We start from the raw sequence: 19293 nt of genomic DNA, 5'->3' as shown, positions 1-19293 counted from the left end.
AACAGTGTTTGAGACGCGCTAACCCTGTGCTGAATTTAGGGATGATTTGTCATTCTGAACGGAACGCAGCGTAGCGGTTCCTCTTAGGAACTAGTGCAGTGAAGAATCTCGACAGATGCTTCGTTTCGCTTCGCTGCACTCAGCATGACAAAATGGAATTCATCCCGCATTTATGCAACGCCATGAAAAATTAAATATACATTTGTCATTGCGAATGGAGCGAAGCGGAATGAAGCAATCGCAGGGGTTTGGAGATTGCTTCGCTCCATTTCATTTCGCTGCCCTCCGGGCACGCTGCGCTAACGCAATGACATAAATAATACCGTTAGCACCTTTGATACAGACAGATTCACCCCAAAGGTTACTATCCCAAATTGCCCAGAGTATTGCTAGAATTTCGGATAGGGAGACAAAGCAGAATATCGCAGCTTACACAGAGATCTTAGCAGGTTTAAGGTTTGAGAAAGATTTAATTCAGCAATTTTTAAGAGAGGAAATTATGCAAGAATCAGTAATTTATCAGGATATTTTGCAGAAGGGAGATAAGCAAGGTGAAGAACGTACAATTATACGCCAGCTGAATCGGCGTTTTGGTGAAATAGATTCATCATTAATTGATAGAATTCGAGTGCTATCTGTTGAAAAGCTAGATGATTTAGCAGAAGCGTTACTAGACTTTTCAGAAGTATCTGATTTAATAGCTTGGTTAAACGAACAAGAAGAAAATTAATTTCAGGTGAGTGATGCGATGGCACGGAGTGGCCACCAAGGGCGATCGCTCTCTCTAACCCTCCATCAAAATCCCCACTAAAAATCAGGTATCAGTAAGTCCATACTGTAGGCGATGGTTCTTAGTTTTTCTTGTTTGTCAACTTTCATATTTATAAACTTCACTACGATGTCCTACTCTAATCACAGTCACTAACAAAATATCATCTTGTATTTCATAAATATAACTCGGTAGTCCCCTACTCGAACACGATATGAATTTTCATCACCTTGTAACTTTTTAACTCTGTTCGGACGGGGTTCTATTGCTAATTATTGAACTTTTATCTCAATTCGTTCTTTAATATTTGCTGGTAATTTATTGAGTTGTTTTATTACACCTTTGGTAAATTCAATTTGATAAGTCACGCAGATTCTCTCTTATATTCGTCCCAAGAGACTGTACCGTTAACTCTTATATCTTCCCTAGCTTCTTTAATGGCTTTAAGATCGTCTTCTTCCTCTTCTTCATCTATACGTTTTAATAATGCGAGTATTTCATCTAAAGTGCTATCGTAAGCTTGGTTAAGCAGTACGTTGATAGCTTTGATAATTTCTTCTCTTTCACGTTCGGTTTTCATCTTCAGGTCTCTTCTTTACTTAACCGTTCTTTAAATATTACTTCAGCCAGTTCACTAAGGGGGACGTGGCGTTAGCGTTAGCTCCGGCCCCCTACGGGGCTAGCGTGCCGTAGGCGATCGCTCTCGTCTTGGCATATGCTTCCCATATATATTGATGCCAGCTATCACTGTTATAGCTGCGCTAAAATCTTTCCCTCTCCTTGCTAAGGAGAGGGATGCCCGATAGGGCAGGGTGAGGTGTAAGTCATGAATGCAACACGCGTATTACTCTTGGTAAGTGTAGTGCGATTGGGGAAGAGCGATCGCTTTTAACAATACTAATCAACTCGTGAACGAGTCTCAAACACTCGTCGTCGAGTCTCAAACACTCGTCGTCGAGTCTCAAACACTCGTCGTCGAGTCTTAAACACTCGTGAACGAGTCTTAAACACTCGTCGTCGAGTCTTAAACACTCGTGAACGAGTCTTAAACACTCGTCGTCGAGTCTCAAACACTCGTGAACGAGTCTTAAACACTCGTCGTCGAGTCTTAAACACTCATCGCGCACCGTCGCTTGGTGAGAAAGAGTTCAAGAACAATAACTTTGTTCCTTCAAAAGCAAATGCTAAAATCTGCATCACAGTGATATTCTATACTTTATAAATTCCCGACAATGAGTATAGAGGAAATACAGGAAATGTTTGGCGTAAGTGATTTAAAGCAAACCAGGGTTTATCAGCAAGGCGTAGAAGAAGGTGTCCGTCGAGAAAAGTTCAGAACAGTACCTCTGTTGTTAAGAATAGGATTGACTGTGGAACAAGTCGCACGAGAGTTGGAGTTGAGTACAGAAGAAGTGTAAAAGGCAGCACAACAGCAATCTTCCAATCAAAACGATAGTTGAAAAAGATTGACTGATGACTCAAAACCATATTATGAGGTTGAGTTTTAAAACAGATACCGATAAGCGCGATAATTTCTTCTATACAGCAGTGCTGAGTAGGAGCAATAACCATGACATCGCAAGAAATCGTGATCTGGCTACAAGAACGCACGGCTTTGGGAATTTTATCGCCTGAACCCTTGAATGCTATCGCCCAAGTTATCTCAGAACAAGTTATCCCACCAGACGAGCATCTAGTCACTGAAGGAACTTCACCAGAAGCACTTTATATTCTACTTGAAGGTCAACTCGAAAGCGATAGCAGCAATAAAACCAACCCAGCTTTAGCTATTGGTTTCCTCCCCGGCTCGATTATTCATCTACAAGAACTCATGTTAGATGAATTGGCTCAGCGTACAATCACAACAGTCACAGAATGTCACTTGTGGGTTGTACCTGCGGCTAAGTTTCGAGAAGTTGTCGCCCAATACCCTGAAATTGCTCAAGCTGTTTCTCGCCAAATGGCGCAAGAATTGGCTCAACTGACATCTGCGCTGACTTACGAACAAGAACGTTCCACTGCGTTGCGACCATATTTAGTCCCCAAGGCAGAACGTGGTATTGTGGGGACAAGTCGCTATGCTGTACGTTTAAGACAGGAAATTCGAGAAGCTACAGACGATCGCAAGTCTGTTTTCATTTTCGGAGAACCAGGGTTAGGAAAAGACATCATCGCTGCTTTGATTCACTTTGGTTCTAAACAGCGACGAGAACCAATTATTAAAGTTAACTGTGGTATTCTGCAGACAAGCGGTGCTGATTTGTTTGGTCGTGCTGGAGGTAAACCAGGACTATTGGAATGGCTTGGGGAAGGAACTTTAGTTTTGAACAACATCCAAGAAATACCCCAAGAGTTATTACCAGCGTTAGCAAACTTACTCAAAACAGGCAAATACACCCCCGTCAGCCGTTCGGAAGAAGCAACTCCCGAATCCCGCGTTAGTAATGCTCGCATTTTGATAGTTGCAGAAAAAACTCAGCCGCAAATTGAACGCTGTGTTGGTCATGTTATCAAAGTGCCACCGTTGCGAGTGCGCAAAGCTGATATCAAAGCACAGGTAGATTATTATATCAGTCTTTACACTCGCTCAAGAGGTATTTGTAAACCAAAAGTCACGCCGGAAGCATTGCGTCGTTTGCAATCCTATGATTTCCCTGGCAATTTGAAAGAGTTGCAAAATCTGGTGGAAAGGGCGATTGTTCAAGCTGGAGAAGCGAAAGAACTCACAGAAGAAATTTTCTGGGCAATTGATACTAAGAAGAAGCGATTTCGGGTGAATTTGTTGAATGCCTATCCAGGTTTGCGAAAGTTTCTTCGTAGTCCTTGGTGGCCTGATCGCATCAACTATGGTTTTACTTTAACAGCATTTGCCTTGATTGTAGGAGTTTTGTTTATTGGTCCACAAACACGCGATCGCAATTTCGTTTTAAATCTATTTTGGGCTTGGTGGTGGCCTTTTTTCCTACTAGCATTTCCCTTTATTGGTCGCTTTTGGTGTGCTGTTTGTCCTTTCATGATTTATGGGGAAGTCACACAAAAACTCTCCCAAAAGTTCTTTCCTGGAAAACTGAAAAGTTGGCCGAGACATCAAGCTGAAAAATGGGGCGGATGGTTTCTGTTTGGATTATTTACTCTCATTTTCTTATGGGAAGAACTCTGGAATTTAGAAAATACAGCATATCTTTCTGGTTGTTTGCTGCTTTTAATCACCGCTGGTGCAATGATATTCTCTGCTATTTTTGAGCGGCGTTTTTGGTGTCGATATCTCTGTCCGATCGGTGGAATGAATGGTTTATTTGCTAAACTCTCTATGACTGAACTACGAGCGCAACAAGGCATCTGTTCTGCCAGTTGTACCACGTATCAATGTTATAAGGGTGGACCTCAGAAGGGAGAGGGGATGGAAACAGGAGGGTGTCCGTTGTACTCTCATCCAGCACAATTAGAAGATAACAGAGATTGCGTGCTGTGTATGACTTGTCTTAAAGCCTGTCCCCATCGTTCTGTTGAACTCAATTTGCGTCCTCCGGGGATTGAATTGTGGACAACTCATATTCCCCATAGCTACGAAGTTGCACTATTGTTTTTACTATTGGGAGGAATCTATCTCCATCGCTTACCGGAATTGCAATCAAGGCTTGGGTTACATCTGGATTTAACACAGTTTTTGCCGCATTTGGGATTATCATTGCTGGCTCTGCTGATCCCAGTCGCTATCCCTTTTTTAGCATATGGAATTATGCAAATATTATATATCAGTTACAAAGAACTAAAATCTACTCAGCAAAATCCAAAACCGCGACGATTTATAGAACTTGCCTATGGATACTTACCACTCGTGCTAGGAGGAAATTTAGCTCATTATTTGCGTTTGGGTTTGGGAGAAGGAGGACGTATTCTTCCCGTAACTGTTGCAACTTTTGGTTTCAATGGTGAACAATTACCTATACTGGTGGCGCATCCAGCAGTGATTGATTTTTTGCAGGGTACTATCTTGATTGTTTCTGTTTTATTGACAGTGGTGTTGACACAAAAAATTGCTCATCAACCAATGCGATCGCTCTTTTGGCAACATCTAGCTACTATTGGCTTAGCAGCAAGTATGTGGGCAATTATCGTGTCTAGTTAATTCCTTAATGTTAGAAAATAAAGCTCCAAACCCAATTTCTGTCTGGGGTTTAAAAGTTGCCTGATATTTCTTTTCCCAGAGTGATGGAAGAGCGATAGTAGTCTTAAGCTTTTTAGTTTTTAGATATAGACAAACGGTGCAAGCTGTCTATATGATACATAAGGTTAGTCATCAAATGAACCTAACCGCTACTGAATGATTCAGTAGAAAAGCCTCTGGGAATATCCTGGCTTAATCTTTTTCTTTCATAAAACCTAATATTGCATGTAATATTTATGACGAAATACCACATCGTATTGCATCACTCTATTGATCTTGAAAAAATTACTCAGGAAGCCGAGAACAATAAACGTCCTGGGCATGTAATGTGGAGGTTAAAGCAAAGACTGAATGCCAGCATTCATACACCAGAAGGATATCAAGGTTCCTTTGTGGACAAACTTCTTTCCAAAATAGCAGGCTCGCCAGAGCATTGGGCAATGGCACGTGCTTTATCATCTCGACTTGAATCGGATGACATAGTTTTCTGCAATAGTGAGTCTGGAGGTATTCAGCTAGCAACACTTTGTGGACTCAAGCGCAACCGGCCCAAAATAGCAGTGTTTTTTCACAATATTGATCGACCTCGTGGACGCTTAGCACTAAAATTATTTAACTTGGCTAACAAGATAGATTTGTTTTTAGCCTGTAGCAAGCACCAAGTTACTTTTTTACGCGATTACCTCAATCTACCTGCATCTCGTGTTCAGTTTGTTTGGGAGCAAACCGATCTCAAATTCTTTGCACCTGAACCTGCACGTGAGCCTACTAAACAGAAGAAGTCGCGTCCAATGATCGCTAGTGTTGGCTTAGAACAGCGTGATTACAGAACTCTCGCTCAGGCAACAGCAAATCTAGATGTTGATGTGAAAATCAGCGGTTTCTCCAACGATGCACTTGTACAAAAACGAAGTTTTCCTGAAAAATTACCCGATAATATGTCACAGCGATTTTACGAATGGCCGGAATTAGTTCAGCTATATCGGGATGCAGATATTATTGTGGTCAGCATCTTTGAAAGTAATTGTGGTGCAGGAATACAGGCATTGATGGAAGCAATGGCCTGTAGGCGTCCTGTGATAGTTACTCACACTCAGGGAATAGATGAATACGTAGCAGAAACTAATGCGGTCATGATGGTTAAGCCAGAAGATGTTGAAGGCTTAAGACAAGCTATCATCTATTTGTTGAATAACCCTCAAGAAGCTGATGCTTTTGCTGAACGTGGTTATCGGTTAGCTCTCAGTCGGCATGATACTGAGCAGTACGTAAATTACATCACAAAAGAGCTTAAACAGTTTGAACAAGGAGCTGAGCCGGAGATGCTCTGCCTCCGATGAAAAGTCAGAACTCATAGTGACACTCCTACACCTCTGTTCGAGTAGGTGTAGGCTTCTGGCAGATTTTCTCTTTCCAGAAAAGTGACTCCCTTCGCTTAAAAAAGAATTCAGCAAGTCCTGATTCAGGAGTCAGAATCAATTGGATGGGGATTTAAACCCCAACCAATTGTAGACAACGCCAGACGCCTCAAGTCGGGAAACCCGCCCACGGCGCTGGCTCCCCTGTAGACGGTGGGGATGCGCGACCCCATACTCATCCGCCAGTCTAAAGAATTCATTCTGAATTCTGGCTCCTGACTCCTGAGTTCTTCTGTTAATTCGCTCATTCGCTGCCTGCGGCACGCTACTAACAAATTCAAAGTATGCCGCAGGCATACTTTGAATTTGACCGTGATCGTGGTTCAATGATAGAGACAAGACCTTCAGCATCATTCATACAATGAGCGAATGAGCATTAGCGCAGCGGAACGCAGTCCCGGATTGAATTATTTATGGCAATTTTTATAGAACCACCAAGGTTACGAATTGGTGAAGACAGCGAAGAAGAAAGACGCGCCACTTGGTTAGAACTTTTTTATGATTTGGTGTTTGTTGTTGCTGTCTCTCAACTCGCTCACTATCTTCACGATCATGTTTCGTTATCAGGTGTTTTGGGATTTGTCGTTCTTTTTATACCCGTTTGGTGGTCATGGATTGGCACCACATTCTACGCTAACCGCTTTGATAGTGATGATATAGCACATCGGCTACTCACAGCTGTACAAATGTTGGCGATCGCCGGACTAGCTGTCAACGTCCATCACGGCTTAGGTGAAAGTTGCACTGGCTTCGCCCTTTCTTATGCTATAGGTCGAGTTGTGCTTGTTGTAGAATATATCCGCGCTGGATGGCATATTCCCACAGCACGTCCGTTGACAAATCGCTACGCCGCAGGTTTTACAATTGCAGCTGTCCTTTGGGTTATATCAGGATTCATACCCAGTCCTTGGCGTTTCGTAGTCTGGACATTAGGACTCATTATTGACTTCGCCACACCTCTTTCAGCACGCAAGCTGCAGCTAGAACTCTCTCCCCACTCTTCCCACTTGCCAGAACGTTTCGGACTGTTTACCATGATTGTTTTGGGCGAAGCAATTGTCGCGGTGGTCGATGGAGTTTCCGAACAGAACTGGGATGTTTTAACTGTAATCGCCGCAGTCTTCGGTCTATGTATCGCTTTTAGCTTGTGGTGGGTGTATTTTGATAACCTTGGTGGTACACCTATTCAGAGGGCGCGGACAGAAGGACGAGTCACCATTTTTAATGTCTGGCTTTACACCCATCTACCCCTCGTTATGGGTATCGCTGCTGCTGGAGTCGCCGTAGAACTAGTATTGTTGAGCAAGCCAATGCTACCACTATCCGATGCAGTACGATGGCTACTTTGTGGTTCTATAGCATTCTGTTACCTAGGTTTAGGTATTCTCCACAGGATTGGAGTCATCCGTTACTGTAAAAGTCGTGCTAAATTTCGTATTGGGGCGGCTTTTATGATTCTGGCGATCGCACTTTTTGGTAAAGATTTGTTACCTGTTGCGGTCATTGGACTGGTAGCTGTGGTAAGTGCTGTGCAAGTTGTGCAAGATTTGTCTCAAAGTCGTCCTACAACTCGCTTGGTTGATCCAGAAATTTAGCCCTGCTTCACTGCCCTCTGGGCACGCGCAAGAAACGTGAAAAGTTACAAGCCTGGTTTCTTGGAGAAACCGGGCTTCTTGGGATACGCTATTTTACCAAAAAAATAGGACTGCTATAATATAAAATCTGCCTAATTACTTATAAAAAAATCCACGTTTGTAGTAGCGCTTGAGCGCCAAATATAGCTTTTTGTGCAAACAGCGCTACTACGAGCCACGAATCTAAGTATTTTACCGGAGAAGAAACCGCGTTTTTTAATCACAATTGTGAATTACAACAAGTTGCTCGGTAAGTTGTAGCGGCGTAACATATGAGTAGTTCCCTTGCGAATATTATCACTGTGTACATTTGGCTTCCCAAAGAGTTCTTTGGTCATGCTTCAATGCAGGTAGGTGTAGATACTTATATAAGCTTTTGGCCTAACAAAGAAGTTCTCAATTACTCATTTACTGAGACTAGTAAAAATAAACTTAATCAGAAAAATCAAACTATTAATCAATTGTTATTTCAGCATTTAATTGATGTTAGTAGTGAGAGTTATGAACAAGATTGTTTAATTTTAGGTAGAGATGGGTCTCAAAGAAAAGCAGACCGCAAAGTTGAGTTATTCAACCTTCCTCAAGAGCCTATCAAAACATTTTGGAAAGAATTTCAAACTCAACAATTTTCCTACCATTTGATCAAACGGAATTGTTCTTCAGTGGTTGCAGAAGCTATCAATGAAGGTTGGAAAGCTTATGTTGCTACTGCAAAACAAACAATCAATAATTTGTTGGGGGATTTTGAAACAGTAACAGCATATGAGAAGGATTTTGAAGCTTTAAGCTTTACCAGAGCTGCATTCAATTTAGGTAGATTGCTTTTTTGGTCTCCAAAACAAGTTTTACTTTATGCACAAATGGTAAAAAGATTAACAGATTGAATAAGAAAGAAGTCAGAAGTCAGGAGTCAGGAGTCAGGTTATAAGCCTCCGAATTGACTCGCGGGTTTCGCTCCTGAGTTTTAAGTTCTCCATTCTGCATTCTTCTCAATTCAGCAATTTTGTGTTCTTTTCTTGGAAAAATGTCCTAAAAAATTAACTTATCGTGTTGTCAGCTACAGTTTTACCAGAGATAATTAGGCAAAAATGAGAATAAATCTTTAAGAATGCAGCTTTATCCTGTAAGTCATGCTGCCATTACATGAAACCTCGAATCATTGTCTGTGGATTAAGTCGCACCGGATATAAAGTCTTTCGTTTGCTGCGACAACAGGGGGCGTTCGTCGTTGGTATTCATCATCAACCTATTCCAGGTGAATCAGCATCAGATGTGATTGTCGGCGATTTACACGCAGCTAGTACCCTAAAAGCAGCAGGAATTCAACAAGCGCAAACTTTGGTGATTGCTGGACCTGATGATGAACTAAATCTGTCTATTATGATGCAAGCGCGGGTGTTGAATCCGCGAATTCGGATTATTAATCGCTTTTTTAATACTAATTTAGGCGATCGCCTCGATCAAGCTGTCCCGAATCACTTAACGATGAGTGTTGCTGGTTTAGCAGCACCCGTCTTCACTTTTGCAGCTTTGGGAAACCAAGCAATTGGACAAATCAAACTCTTTAAACAAACTTGGCCTATCCACGAAGAATATATAGATAAAAATCATCCGTGGCTTGGTCGCAAGTTGAGTGATTTGTGGAATGATCGCTCGCGGATGCTAATTTATTATACGCCAGTCAAGGGTGAGATAGATTTAGTAGCAGCAGTGTTGTCCGGACAAGAGTTAAAAGTAGGCGATCGCATCATCGTTGGAACTCAACCCCGTATCCGTTCCACCCGTAAATCAGTCATTGCAAAACTACTCAAAGTCTTTACCAATTTGCGTCAGTTTAAAAAACACGCAGAATCAGTTGTAGTCATGACTATTGTGCTGTTCGTCATTATTGCAATTGCCACTCTCACCTACACTTCTACCAATACAAATATTTCTATTATTGATGCCCTCTATTTTGCAGTAGGCATGATTACAGGAGCCGGTGGTAATGATAAAGTCGTAGAAAATGCTCCTGAGGGCATTAAATTATTTACCGTCCTCATGATGATGATTGGGGCTGCGGTTATTGGTTTATTGTATGCACTACTCAATGATTTTGTATTGGGTAGTCGCTTCAAGCAATTTTGGGATGCAGCACGAGTTCCCCAGCGTAATCACTACATTGTCTGTGGCTTGAGTGGAATTGGTATAAAAATTGTCCAACAACTCTCAGCGAGTGGACATGACGTTGTTGTCATTGAGCGCGACTCCAACAACAAATATGTCAACACTGCCCGTGGAGTAGGGATTCCTGTCATTTATGCTGATGCTAGTTTCTCGGCAACTCTTAAAGTTGCCAATTTAGACTCTGCTGCAGCAGTGCTTGCTGTAACAGGTAACGATGCGACTAACCTAGAAATTGCCCTCAAGGCAAAAGGCATGACATCTAAAGTACCAGTCATAGTTCACTACGCAGAACCGGATTTTGCCCGTATGGCACAAGAAGTGTTTGACTTTGATGCAGTTTTGAGTCCGGCTGAACTCGCAGCCCCAGCGTTTGCAGCCGCTGCACTGGGTGGAGAAATACTCGGCAATGGCATCACAGCAGATAGTCTTTGGGTGGCTTTTGCAACCTTAATCACAGCTGAACACCCGTTTTGTGGTCAGCAGGTGAAAGATATAGCTATGACTGCTGACTTTGTTCCTTTATACTTAGAGACGAATTGCCAAACTCTTCATGGCTGGGATTTATTAGAAACGAGTTTGAGTGGTGGTGATGTTTTGTATTTAACAATGCCAGCGACACGATTATATCAGTTGTGGCGTAGTGCGCCACCTCAGCTGATGGCGAGTTGATTTTTTGTAGATGAGATTGCTTCCTTCCACTCCGTTCCAGTCGCAATGACGGAATACCATGTTAGACTGCAACTTGGTATAACTCCAGAAGATGAGGTGATTACGACTGCGATCTTTATCAGGATGAACGCCTGTGAGCTTATCTGAGCCGTATGGCGCACTCTGTTAATCAAAATTTTCCCACAATCCGGAAAATTGCACAGTCATATTGTATAAAATACAGTCAAAACCTCTTCATGACCCAGTTATGCCGCTAGATTACTCCGGTCAAAATCTCCGAGGGCACTCTTTTAAAGGTCAAAATCTGACTGGAGCAAACTTTAGCGGTGCAGATATTAGAGGGGCAAATTTTAGCAATGCTATCCTTAAAGATGCTGAGTTCAGAGGTGCTAAGGCTGGACTACAGCGACGTTGGGTAGTTGGGTTGCTTATAGTCTCATGGCTGTTGTCGGCACTCTCAGGTTTTTTGTCAATTACCATCAGTAAATTACTAGCATATATTTTTGACACCACAAATCTTGAAAAGATTATCGGTGGTACAGCCTCCCTGGTTACACTGGCAGTTTTTTGTATTATCGCTATTCGTAAGGGTATAACAGCAGGTTTAGTAGTTTTGACTTTCGCCGTTGCTGGAGCCTTTGCCGTTGCTGGATCTGTTGCCCTTGCCAAAAATGAATCTGTTTCCTTCGGCATCGTCGTCGCTTTCGCTGGATCTGTCTGCTTTACCGTCGCAGTCGCTGTTGCTGGAGCCTTCACAGTCGCTGTTGCTTTACCGTCGCAGTCGCTGTTGCTTTACCGTCGCAGTCGCTGTTGGTGCTTACATCGGGTGGCGCAGTCTAACTAAAGATGAAAAAGATACTTGGCTTCGCTCATTCGCCATTGCTTTTGCTGCTACAGGAGGCACAGGTTTTTATGGTGCTGATTTAACCGATGCTGATTTTACTGGTGCAACCCTTAAAAATACAGATTTAAGAAAAGCAAATCTAACGCGCACTCGTTTTTACGAAGCAAAAAAACTTGACTTTGCCAGAGTAGGCAACACGATATTAGCTACTCCCTTCCCGCCATAAGATTACCGCTCTTCTTTTTCTCTTTCTTCGTGTACTTCGCGTCTTTGCGGTTTATTTAATTAGGTAATCTTTGAGCGGGATAGGAGTAAACGAGATATTCTCAATTTACTCGTCACTGGCAACGGAAGAGGAAAATACTATTTTGGTGCTAACCTGAAAGGCGCTAACCTCATAGGCGCAGATTTAAAAGAGGCAAATCTCAAACACGCTGATATTAGTGAAGCCACCTTCGGTGGATCTTGTTTAGAATGGGCAAACCTGACTCGCACTCAAGCTGTTGGTACTGATTTTACCAGCGCCCAAATGACTGGTGCTTGTGTGGAAGCGTGGAATATTAAAAGTTCAACCAAGTTAGATAATGTAGATTGTCGCTTTATCTATCTTCTCGAAAATCCCAAACCTGGAACCGATGATCGCGAACGCCGTCCGAGTAGTGGCGAATTTCAACCAGGAGAATTTACTAAGCTGTTTGAAGAGGTTTTAAATACTGTTGATTTAATTTTCCGCGATGGTATTGACTGGAAAGCTTTTGTTGCTGCTTTCAAAAAAGTGCAAGTCGAAAATGAAGATACGGAACTCGCTATCCAGAGTATTGAAAACAAAGGTGATGGTGTCGTTTGTTTACACCATAACTAGCTCAACAAATATGAAACGTAAAATGTCATTACGGAGCGCGTAGCGGGCAAGGGAGGGAACGCTACGCGCTCCGCTGCGGACAAGTGTTCAACCGGACATGATATCAGCCATAGCCGTGGCGGGAAACGCAGTGTAGCAAGAGCAAAGCGTAGGCGCAGCCAACAAAGCAGCGTGTCCTAAAGGGACTCAGGATTAAAATAGATCACGGGGATATTCAGTCCCCAGTTACCAAAAAAAGGAGGTGATAAAAATAACAAATAACGATAACGGTCATCGAGGTTTTTGGAATCCAGTCAAAGTCTTTATAAGACGCTTGTTAAGGCGTTGGGAGAAGACTGATAAAGTATCGGGTGAGTTTTACCTAGTAGACTCCGAAACCGTCAAAGACGATTTGGAAGACGTGGTAGAACATCCCAAAAACGACTCGGAAAACGACCGTAACTAATTAACCTGCATAGCCCCTAGTTTGCCCCTAGAGGCTATTCCTTATAGTAATTATACAAGGTAAATGATGATAAATTCAAATACAACAATTGCTCACCCTGTTTACTACCGAATTATTGAACGTCGTGGTAATGGTTGGGCTTTTAAAGAAGGTACACCGTTTATCAATTGGTTTGATGAACCTATACTTTCCCAAAAAGATTTATTTGCTGCCTTCAACACTTCCATGAAGAAAGTCGCTATTGAGCTTTTTAGAATTAACGGTGGCAAGCAAGGTTATTATATAGCAGACATTCAAGATAAAAAATACTACTACTGCGGTAGTGAGTGGGAAGATGTCAAATTTAAATTCAGGGAACTGGGAATTGGTAGACCTGATTCCTTGGAAACATGAAACGGGAGGAATATTAACAAGCAAATAATGAAGTTTTCTAATACTCAACTGAAATTATGTAAGCAAGTGGGGCTTACGGCAACTATCTTATACATAAAAACACACAGTTCCCAAATCTAGTATGGAAACCAATACACTTGCCACTTGTGCTATGTGAAATTTATTTCTGGCTGGTCGTGCTTTTTCGTTGCGTACACCATATGAAATTAAGTTATTAAACTCTATGCTTTTAGAACTGCAACAAATTATTGTCAAACCAGGGCAACAAATGTTGCTCAAAGATATTACTTGGCAGCAGTTAGAAAATATTTTGGAGGAATTGGGAGAAAAGCGTGCTGCCCGCATTTCTTATAGTAATGGTTGGTTAGAAATTATGGTTCCTTTACCTGAACATGAGAAAGATAAAGAAATTGTTGGTGAATTCGTTAGGATTTTATTAGACGAACTACAAATTGATTTTGAGCCTTTAGGCTCAACAACATTTAAAAATGAACGCATGACTCAAGCGATAGAAGCAGATGCTTGTTTCTACATTCAGAACTATGCTTCTGTTATTGGTAAAAATCGCATAGATTTGACTGTCGATCCACCGCCTGATTTAGCAATAGAAATTGATATTACTTCCCGCACTCAATTTAATAACTATGAAATTTTGGGAGTCCCTGAACTTTGGCGATACACGCAGCAGGGCTTACAAATTCACCTGCTACAACAAGGAAAATATGTGGAAGCTAATTTCAGTCCTAACTTTCCCGGTATCCCGATTGTTGAACTCGTAAATGAGTATGTGAAGCAATGCTTAAGTGTAGGTAGAAGTCAAGCAATTAGAGGTTTTAAGAGTTGGGTGAAGAATAATTTGTCATAAATTACAAATGGCGATCGCCTTTCATCCAGCACTACGAGCAACAGCATTGTTCATTCCCGAACCAATTATCTACATATGCATATATTTTGTTATTCGTCAAGATTGAATTGATAATGATCATGATCACAAATAGACTTGGAATTCAATCAATTCCAAAAAGCTTGTTGTATGTTTGATAAAAAGCAATTTTTGATTTTTGTTTTTTATTTTATGAATTTGTCTGATCTTCCCAATCTCTGGGTACCATTAGCGCTTTTAGGCTTAATTATCATTGCTGCTATCTTTTTTAGCCGCAGCAGCTAACATGATGTTGCAACAATCAAGAGTTTTCCTCCAGCAGCACGCTAACTGACTACCGCAGTCATTCCCGGATTTATCACTGGAATCCAGAAAAGTTTTTCATGCCCTCAATAAGCGCGGATTCATTTGTGGAGTGATATATTCCTAGCCGCAAAGGTTCTGCTAGATTCATTTTGGTAGTTATTCTGACTCCAGGCACAAAGCGTCTGGTAGCTTTGGTGTTGACTTCGTATGGCTGAATTGTCATTAAATTCTAGCTAAGTACTAATAACTAATAACGAAACAAATGACTAATCACTCCTATTGGGGGTTAAAATAAAACCCGATTGTCTTCCAAAATTCTGAAAGCTTCATGATCTCCAGTAACGACTTTCGACCAGGTGTCTCGATAGTATTAGATGGATCCGTATGGCGAGTCGTGGAATTCCTCCACGTTAAGCCAGGGAAAGGTTCTGCTTTTGTACGGACAAAACTGAAAAATGTTCAAAGTGGGAGCGTGGTAGAGAAAACGTTCCGCGCAGGTGAAACAGTTCCGCAAGCCAACCTGGAAAAAAGCACAATGCAACATACCTATAAAGAAGCTGACGAATACGTCTTTATGGATATGGAAACATATGAAGAAGGCAGATTGAGCGCATCACAGATTGGCGATCGCGTAAAATACCTCAAAGAAGGTATGGAGGCGAATGTTGTTCGTTGGGGCGATCAAGTCCTAGAAGTTGAACTGCCCAACTCTGTCGTATTGGAAGTTGTACAAACAGATCCAGGTGTTAAGGGTGATACTGCGACAGGTGGTTCCAAGCCTGCAACTTTGGAAACAGGAGCAATAGTAATGGTTCCTTTGTTCATTTCTCAAGGAGAACGCATCCGCATAGACACTCGTAACGATTCATACCTTGGCAGGGAGTAACTAGATTCTCACCTCTAGATGCAAATCCTGATTTTCATCTACAACAGGGATTTACATCCCTGCCGGTTTATACAAATTCACTTTCATTTAGATAAAGTCTATTTACTATTTCATTGCATGAGGTAAGAAAAGCTGTGCCCTTGGACTTTAATGAAATCCGCCAACTGTTAACAACTATTGCACAAACCGACATTGCAGAAGTTACACTCAAAAGCGATGATTTTGAACTGACAGTTCGTAAAGCTGTAAGCACTCCTCAAATGTTGTCAGCAGCTCAACAAGCGGCGTTAGGTACACTTAGCGCACCAAACACACCAATTCCACCGCCTGTCTCCTTGGTGATGTCGCCTCCTGCGGTAACGGAAACCTTGCCAAATCGCCCCAATGACAGCAATATTGTGGGCGTACAATCACCACCGACAGTTTCCTCTGTAATAGACCAAAAATTTGTTGAAATCTCTTCCCCAATGGTGGGAACGTTTTATCGTGCGCCTAGCCCAGGCGAAGCGCCATTTGTGGAAGTGGGCGATCGCATCAGGAGCGGTCAAGCAGTATGTATCATAGAAGCCATGAAACTCATGAATGAAATCGAAGCAGAAGTCTCTGGACAAGTGATAGAAATTCTCGTTCAGAATGGTGAACCAGTAGAATATGGTCAATTTTTGATGCGAATAAAACCTGATTAAGTATTAATCTATATATCGATGCTTAGTTGTTAATTTTTCATGAGTCCTTACGGGTCTGCCCTGATGAAACAAGCGTTGCCTGTACCGCCGGAAGTCGTGCAACAAGTGGCTGAGTACTTCAGTCTCTTAAGTGAACCTATGCGCCTACGGCTGTTGCATTTGCTGCGAGATGAAGAAAAATGCGTACAAGAGCTGGTAGAGGCAACACAGACTTCTCAGGCTAATGTGTCAAAACATTTGAAAGTCATGTGGCAAGCGGGAATTCTCAGTCGTCGCAGTGAAGGAACCTGTGCCTACTACCGAGTGGAAGATGAAATGATTTTTGAGTTGTGTAACCGAGTTTGCGATCGGCTCGCATCTAGGTTAGAACAGCAAGCCCGTAACTTTCGCATTTTAAATCGCAAGTAATGTAAAAGCTAAAAAAGATTTCTTGATAGGATCAAGGTAAATGTTGTTGGAAACACCTATAGGATGGGGCTTGTTGTTTGTCATCGGAATATTTGCTGGAGTATTATCGGGGTTAATGGGTATCGGTGGTGGACTGTTGATGGTGCCTGCACTGACACTATTTGGAGTTCCCGTAGTACAAGCAACCGCAACAAGTTTGGTAGGAGTGTTTCTCAGCACAGTTTCGGGGAGTGCGCACAATCTTAGTGTGGGCGATTTGAACTGGAAAGCGTCGTTAATTTTGGCGTTGTTTGGAGTCATAACGGCACAAGTGGGAGCATGGATTGGCGATCACATCGCCGACGCATGGCTTTCTCTGAGCTTTGCGGTTTTCCTCTTAGTAACAATCTACCTGATGAACTTGCGCCAACAACTCCAACACAAGGAATCAGAAATTGAAGCTCAAACCCTAGAACTCGAAACTCACCCCTCAGAACTCAGTGATTCCTCCACACCCTCTAATCGCTTCGTTCCCCTCGTTGGAATTGGATTGCTAGCTGGTGCCTTATCTGGACTGTTTGGTATTGGTGGTGGCGTAGTCAAGGTGCCGTTGCAAATGTTGTTTTTGGGCGAATCGATTAAAACAGCAGTGCGGACAAGTTTAGGAGCGATTGGTGCAATCGCCGCTTCTGGCTTAGCTCAACATGCCTATAACCATAACGTGCTGTGGATTCCGGGGCTATGCTTGGGAATGGGCGGAATCATGGGTGCTCAAGTCGGAACACGCTTGTTACCCAGGCTGAGCGATCGCGTTGTGAAGATCCTATTTGCAATTTTTTTGCTCACGCTATCCATATACATGGCATCTCATGGCATTTTAGAACTGGCAAGCCAAACGAATTCATCTAAGTTGGATGTTTAAGCCAATACGGTGCTAACCTGTCACGCGTGTCAGGAAAGTTTCCTGCAGGAGTTGTTCGCCTGCAGGGTTGTCTCACTAATAACTTCGATTAAAGTGGATAATTTTTATCAAAGCTTTCACGCGTCAACGGTTGTTCCAACTCTAAACCTTCACCACCTAATACTTCTAGGGGTTTCCCGTCAACTTCAATGTACACTTTGGCGTTTTTATCTAAAGCTGTAGCGGTGTAGACAACTTGTCCCACGCGACCCATCATAGAAGAACTTCCACCTCCACTGGTAAACTCTTGGGATAAATTCACGTGGATACCATCACTTGCCGACTTAACACCCAGCAACTTTGTTCCTTGGGGAATTGTAGTAGATTCCGTGTTTTCTGTAGGTCCAGCCAATAACTGTTGGAAAGCTCCTTCTAAAACTTGGTTAGGTGAATTTCCAAGAGCTTTGACTTGAACTGTTTGGGGAACTAATTTAAATCCAGTACCAGTATCTTGCAGCCAAAACACTTCAGCATTTCGCTCAACACTAAACTGGTTTGGTGTTGTTGGAGGTTGAGGTTCTACTGGAACCGGAATTGATGTCGGAGGGTTATTCGGAGGATTACTAGAAATATTTTTATCGTCGGGTTTGCTGGCAAAAAAAGCAACACCACCAGCGACTGCAATCACTGCTGCTGAAATAGCTGCAATAATACTTGGAGAGATACGGTTAGATCCTTGCTGTTCTTTCATCTTGAAAACCTACCTTTAGGCTGAAATAGTATTTGTATGAGGAGAAGCCGATGGGTTACGACGATACTCATAAACTAGGGGTTTCCAAAAACCTAGAAGATGGCTCCACTCGCAAAAATGCAGCAATCTCTAATTCTTCTGGTTTCATATTCAATTTTAGGATTCGCACTTGTAGACCGTCACCTTCCAGATTGCCTAGATCCAATTGTTTGTTGAAATTGTTCACAACAGCATTGACAATTTGAGGTGGAACTTGTTGACCATTCGCTGCCACAATTGAGTTAACTAACTGAATATTTCTCCCACCAACGAGACTCAATCCTGATTCCACTGTAATCAATAAGGGTTTCTCCAGACCTTTTTCCTGTAATTCTACCTGGAAACTCAGGCGGTTATTTGCTAAAAACCTTACATTTGGATTGGCAAAAGTGTATACAGAATCATACCCTGTCTTTGAAGAATCGCCTGTGTTAATTTTTAGCTTTTGTAATATCGCCATGAATTGAGGTGATTGTATGAGTTTATTAATATCCTGTTGAGTTAACACCAAACGGACACCAACTTGTAAAGGTCGTTTGAATAATGGTCTTTTTTTTCCAAGACTGCCTAGTTCTAATTCAATGGTATCGGTTTCCAATTCTAAAGCGGCAATGCGAATTTCTTGCCACTTTTTGAGTTGCAAAGAACGTCCCGCAACACGCACCTTTTCCACCTTACCTTGCAGCAATTGGTGAGTAGGAGCATTGTCAACTCGCACTTGTAATTGTTCAACTTGAGCCAACTGGGAACGCATAGCACTTTCAGCAGTCCGATCAATAACCAGTCCTACTGGAGTCACTAACCCTAACAAGCCAGATACAAGGAGTGTGAAAAATTCCATGTTTTCGTTTTGTCAGTTGTCAGTTATCAGTTATCAGTTACCAAGGAAGCGCAGTACCAGTTATCAGTTTGAAGAAGTATTCAGTATTGCTGAATCCAGAATTCAGAATAGAAGAATCAATTAACTCTTTTATTCTGACCGGAGGCTCTGCGGTGAAGCAGCGCTCTTGGTAGGGTTTCCCGACAACAGGCGACTGTGTTAGCGCAGCGTGACCGTTCGGCCTCAAGCCGTGCCCGAAGGGCTCA

At 42.3% G+C, this 19293-nt stretch carries 19 protein-coding genes and 2 pseudogenes; 15 read left to right on the top strand and 6 right to left on the bottom strand.

Translation table 11 applies throughout. The annotated features are described in order from the left end of the window. Positions 1–334: 334 nt before the first annotated feature. The gene (locus DP117_RS22565; protein WP_211176285.1) at positions 335–730 is read left to right on the top strand and encodes a DUF4351 domain-containing protein; all 396 of its coding nucleotides are present in this window, start codon (positions 335–337) and stop codon (positions 728–730) included. Positions 731–868: 138 nt separating this feature from the next. Here the strand turns inward: DP117_RS22565 and DP117_RS36430 are convergent. The 3 genes and pseudogenes from DP117_RS36430 to DP117_RS22550 all read right to left on the bottom strand — a co-directional run bounded on the left by DP117_RS36430 (position 869) and on the right by DP117_RS22550 (position 1885). Continuing rightward, positions 869–1137, bottom strand: a pseudogene (locus DP117_RS36430) (type II toxin-antitoxin system RelE/ParE family toxin). Further along, the gene (locus DP117_RS22555) at positions 1134–1349 is read right to left on the bottom strand and encodes a hypothetical protein (protein WP_169220471.1); all 216 of its coding nucleotides are present in this window, start codon (positions 1347–1349) and stop codon (positions 1134–1136) included. The pseudogene DP117_RS36430 and the gene DP117_RS22555 overlap by 4 nt, the downstream one beginning before the upstream one ends. 317 nt (positions 1350–1666) lie before the next feature. Beyond that, complete coding sequence (locus DP117_RS22550) at positions 1667–1885, bottom strand: hypothetical protein (RefSeq protein ID WP_169220470.1); 219 nt, start codon at positions 1883–1885, stop codon at positions 1667–1669. Between the two features lie 116 nt (positions 1886–2001). Here DP117_RS22550 and DP117_RS22545 point away from each other — a divergent pair, with 116 nt between their 5' ends. From DP117_RS22545 to DP117_RS22535, 3 genes are all read left to right on the top strand, one after another. After that, a complete protein-coding gene (locus DP117_RS22545; RefSeq protein WP_169220469.1) occupies positions 2002–2187 on the top strand; it encodes a hypothetical protein in 186 nt (61 codons plus the stop codon). A gap of 152 nt (positions 2188–2339) precedes the next feature. Continuing rightward, entirely contained in the window at positions 2340–4898 is a 2559-nt protein-coding gene (locus DP117_RS22540) for a sigma 54-interacting transcriptional regulator (protein WP_169220468.1), read from the top strand. Positions 4899–5173: 275 nt separating this feature from the next. Then, positions 5174–6277, top strand: a complete 1104-nt coding sequence (locus DP117_RS22535; protein WP_169220467.1) for a glycosyltransferase family 4 protein — start codon at positions 5174–5176, stop codon at positions 6275–6277. Positions 6278–6399: 122 nt separating this feature from the next. On the opposite strand, the gene DP117_RS22530 is transcribed toward DP117_RS22535, so the two are convergent. Then, positions 6400–6603 carry a hypothetical protein gene (locus tag DP117_RS22530; protein WP_169220466.1) on the bottom strand — a complete coding sequence of 68 codons (204 nt, stop codon included), beginning with the start codon at positions 6601–6603 and terminating at the stop codon, positions 6400–6402. 165 nt (positions 6604–6768) lie between these two features. Between DP117_RS22530 and DP117_RS22525 the strand changes: the two genes are divergently transcribed. From DP117_RS22525 to DP117_RS22475, 11 genes and pseudogenes are all read left to right on the top strand, one after another. Beyond that, entirely contained in the window at positions 6769–7950 is a 1182-nt protein-coding gene (locus DP117_RS22525) for a low temperature requirement protein A (RefSeq protein ID WP_169220465.1), read from the top strand. 311 nt (positions 7951–8261) lie between these two features. Next, complete coding sequence (locus tag DP117_RS22520) at positions 8262–8873, top strand: hypothetical protein (RefSeq protein ID WP_169220464.1); 612 nt, start codon at positions 8262–8264, stop codon at positions 8871–8873. Positions 8874–9132: 259 nt separating this feature from the next. After that, a complete protein-coding gene (locus DP117_RS22515; RefSeq protein ID WP_169220463.1) occupies positions 9133–10824 on the top strand; it encodes an NAD-binding protein in 1692 nt (563 codons plus the stop codon). A 247-nt stretch (positions 10825–11071) separates the two neighbouring features. Further along, positions 11072–12512 (top strand): annotated as a pseudogene (locus DP117_RS22510) (pentapeptide repeat-containing protein); the annotation flags it as partial. Between the two features lie 259 nt (positions 12513–12771). Then, positions 12772–12975 carry a hypothetical protein gene (locus tag DP117_RS22505; RefSeq protein WP_248277774.1) on the top strand — a complete coding sequence of 68 codons (204 nt, stop codon included), beginning with the start codon at positions 12772–12774 and terminating at the stop codon, positions 12973–12975. 66 nt (positions 12976–13041) lie between these two features. After that, on the top strand, positions 13042–13368 hold the full coding sequence (locus DP117_RS22500; protein ID WP_169220477.1) for a hypothetical protein: 327 nt from the start codon (positions 13042–13044) through the stop codon (positions 13366–13368). Between the two features lie 223 nt (positions 13369–13591). Beyond that, positions 13592–14233, top strand: a complete 642-nt coding sequence (locus DP117_RS22495; protein WP_169220462.1) for a Uma2 family endonuclease — start codon at positions 13592–13594, stop codon at positions 14231–14233. 652 nt (positions 14234–14885) lie between these two features. Next, positions 14886–15443: an elongation factor P gene (gene efp / locus DP117_RS22490; protein WP_169220461.1), complete on the top strand. Its 558-nt coding sequence runs from the start codon at positions 14886–14888 to the stop codon at positions 15441–15443. Between the two features lie 134 nt (positions 15444–15577). Continuing rightward, positions 15578–16129 (top strand): acetyl-CoA carboxylase biotin carboxyl carrier protein, encoded by a 552-nt coding sequence (gene accB / locus DP117_RS22485; RefSeq protein WP_169220460.1) that lies wholly within the window; start codon positions 15578–15580, stop codon positions 16127–16129. Positions 16130–16192: 63 nt separating this feature from the next. Further along, the gene (locus tag DP117_RS22480; protein WP_169220476.1) at positions 16193–16537 is read left to right on the top strand and encodes a metalloregulator ArsR/SmtB family transcription factor; all 345 of its coding nucleotides are present in this window, start codon (positions 16193–16195) and stop codon (positions 16535–16537) included. Between the two features lie 40 nt (positions 16538–16577). After that, positions 16578–17438, top strand: coding sequence for a sulfite exporter TauE/SafE family protein (locus tag DP117_RS22475; RefSeq protein WP_169220459.1), 861 nt, complete (start codon positions 16578–16580; stop codon positions 17436–17438). Positions 17439–17526: 88 nt separating this feature from the next. Here DP117_RS22475 and DP117_RS22470 read toward each other — a convergent pair whose 3' ends face one another. After that, the gene (locus DP117_RS22470) at positions 17527–18168 is read right to left on the bottom strand and encodes a GerMN domain-containing protein (protein WP_169220458.1); all 642 of its coding nucleotides are present in this window, start codon (positions 18166–18168) and stop codon (positions 17527–17529) included. Positions 18169–18235: 67 nt separating this feature from the next. Further along, on the bottom strand, positions 18236–19048 hold the full coding sequence (locus DP117_RS22465) for a DUF2993 domain-containing protein (RefSeq protein ID WP_169220457.1): 813 nt from the start codon (positions 19046–19048) through the stop codon (positions 18236–18238). Positions 19049–19293 lie beyond the last annotated feature (245 nt).

The sequence above is a fragment of the Brasilonema sp. UFV-L1 genome, assembly GCF_012912105.1.
Lineage (GTDB): Bacteria > Cyanobacteriota > Cyanobacteriia > Cyanobacteriales > Nostocaceae > Brasilonema.
Note: the sequence above shows the minus strand (reverse complement) of the source record. Positions and strands in the feature narration are given on the sequence as shown.

Bases quoted from the DNA above. Each gene is read 5' to 3' on its own strand.
- DP117_RS22520 (WP_169220464.1), top strand. From the start codon at position 8,262: ATGAGTAGTTCCCTTGCGAATATTATCACTGTGTACATTTGGCTTCCC.
- DP117_RS22530 (WP_169220466.1), bottom strand. From the start codon at position 6,603: ATGAGCGAATTAACAGAAGAACTCAGGAGTCAGGAGCCAGAATTCAGA.
- DP117_RS22545 (WP_169220469.1), top strand. From the start codon at position 2,002: ATGAGTATAGAGGAAATACAGGAAATGTTTGGCGTAAGTGATTTAAAG.
- DP117_RS22555 (WP_169220471.1), bottom strand. From the start codon at position 1,349: ATGAAAACCGAACGTGAAAGAGAAGAAATTATCAAAGCTATCAACGTA.
- DP117_RS22470 (WP_169220458.1), bottom strand. From the start codon at position 18,168: ATGAAAGAACAGCAAGGATCTAACCGTATCTCTCCAAGTATTATTGCA.
- DP117_RS22540 (WP_169220468.1), top strand. From the start codon at position 2,340: ATGACATCGCAAGAAATCGTGATCTGGCTACAAGAACGCACGGCTTTG.
- efp (WP_169220461.1), top strand. From the start codon at position 14,886: ATGATCTCCAGTAACGACTTTCGACCAGGTGTCTCGATAGTATTAGAT.
- DP117_RS22500 (WP_169220477.1), top strand. From the start codon at position 13,042: ATGATAAATTCAAATACAACAATTGCTCACCCTGTTTACTACCGAATT.
- DP117_RS22525 (WP_169220465.1), top strand. From the start codon at position 6,769: ATGGCAATTTTTATAGAACCACCAAGGTTACGAATTGGTGAAGACAGC.
- DP117_RS22515 (WP_169220463.1), top strand. From the start codon at position 9,133: ATGAAACCTCGAATCATTGTCTGTGGATTAAGTCGCACCGGATATAAA.
- DP117_RS22480 (WP_169220476.1), top strand. From the start codon at position 16,193: ATGAAACAAGCGTTGCCTGTACCGCCGGAAGTCGTGCAACAAGTGGCT.
- DP117_RS22475 (WP_169220459.1), top strand. From the start codon at position 16,578: ATGTTGTTGGAAACACCTATAGGATGGGGCTTGTTGTTTGTCATCGGA.
- DP117_RS22465 (WP_169220457.1), bottom strand. From the start codon at position 19,048: ATGGAATTTTTCACACTCCTTGTATCTGGCTTGTTAGGGTTAGTGACT.
- DP117_RS22535 (WP_169220467.1), top strand. From the start codon at position 5,174: ATGACGAAATACCACATCGTATTGCATCACTCTATTGATCTTGAAAAA.
- DP117_RS22495 (WP_169220462.1), top strand. From the start codon at position 13,592: ATGCTTTTAGAACTGCAACAAATTATTGTCAAACCAGGGCAACAAATG.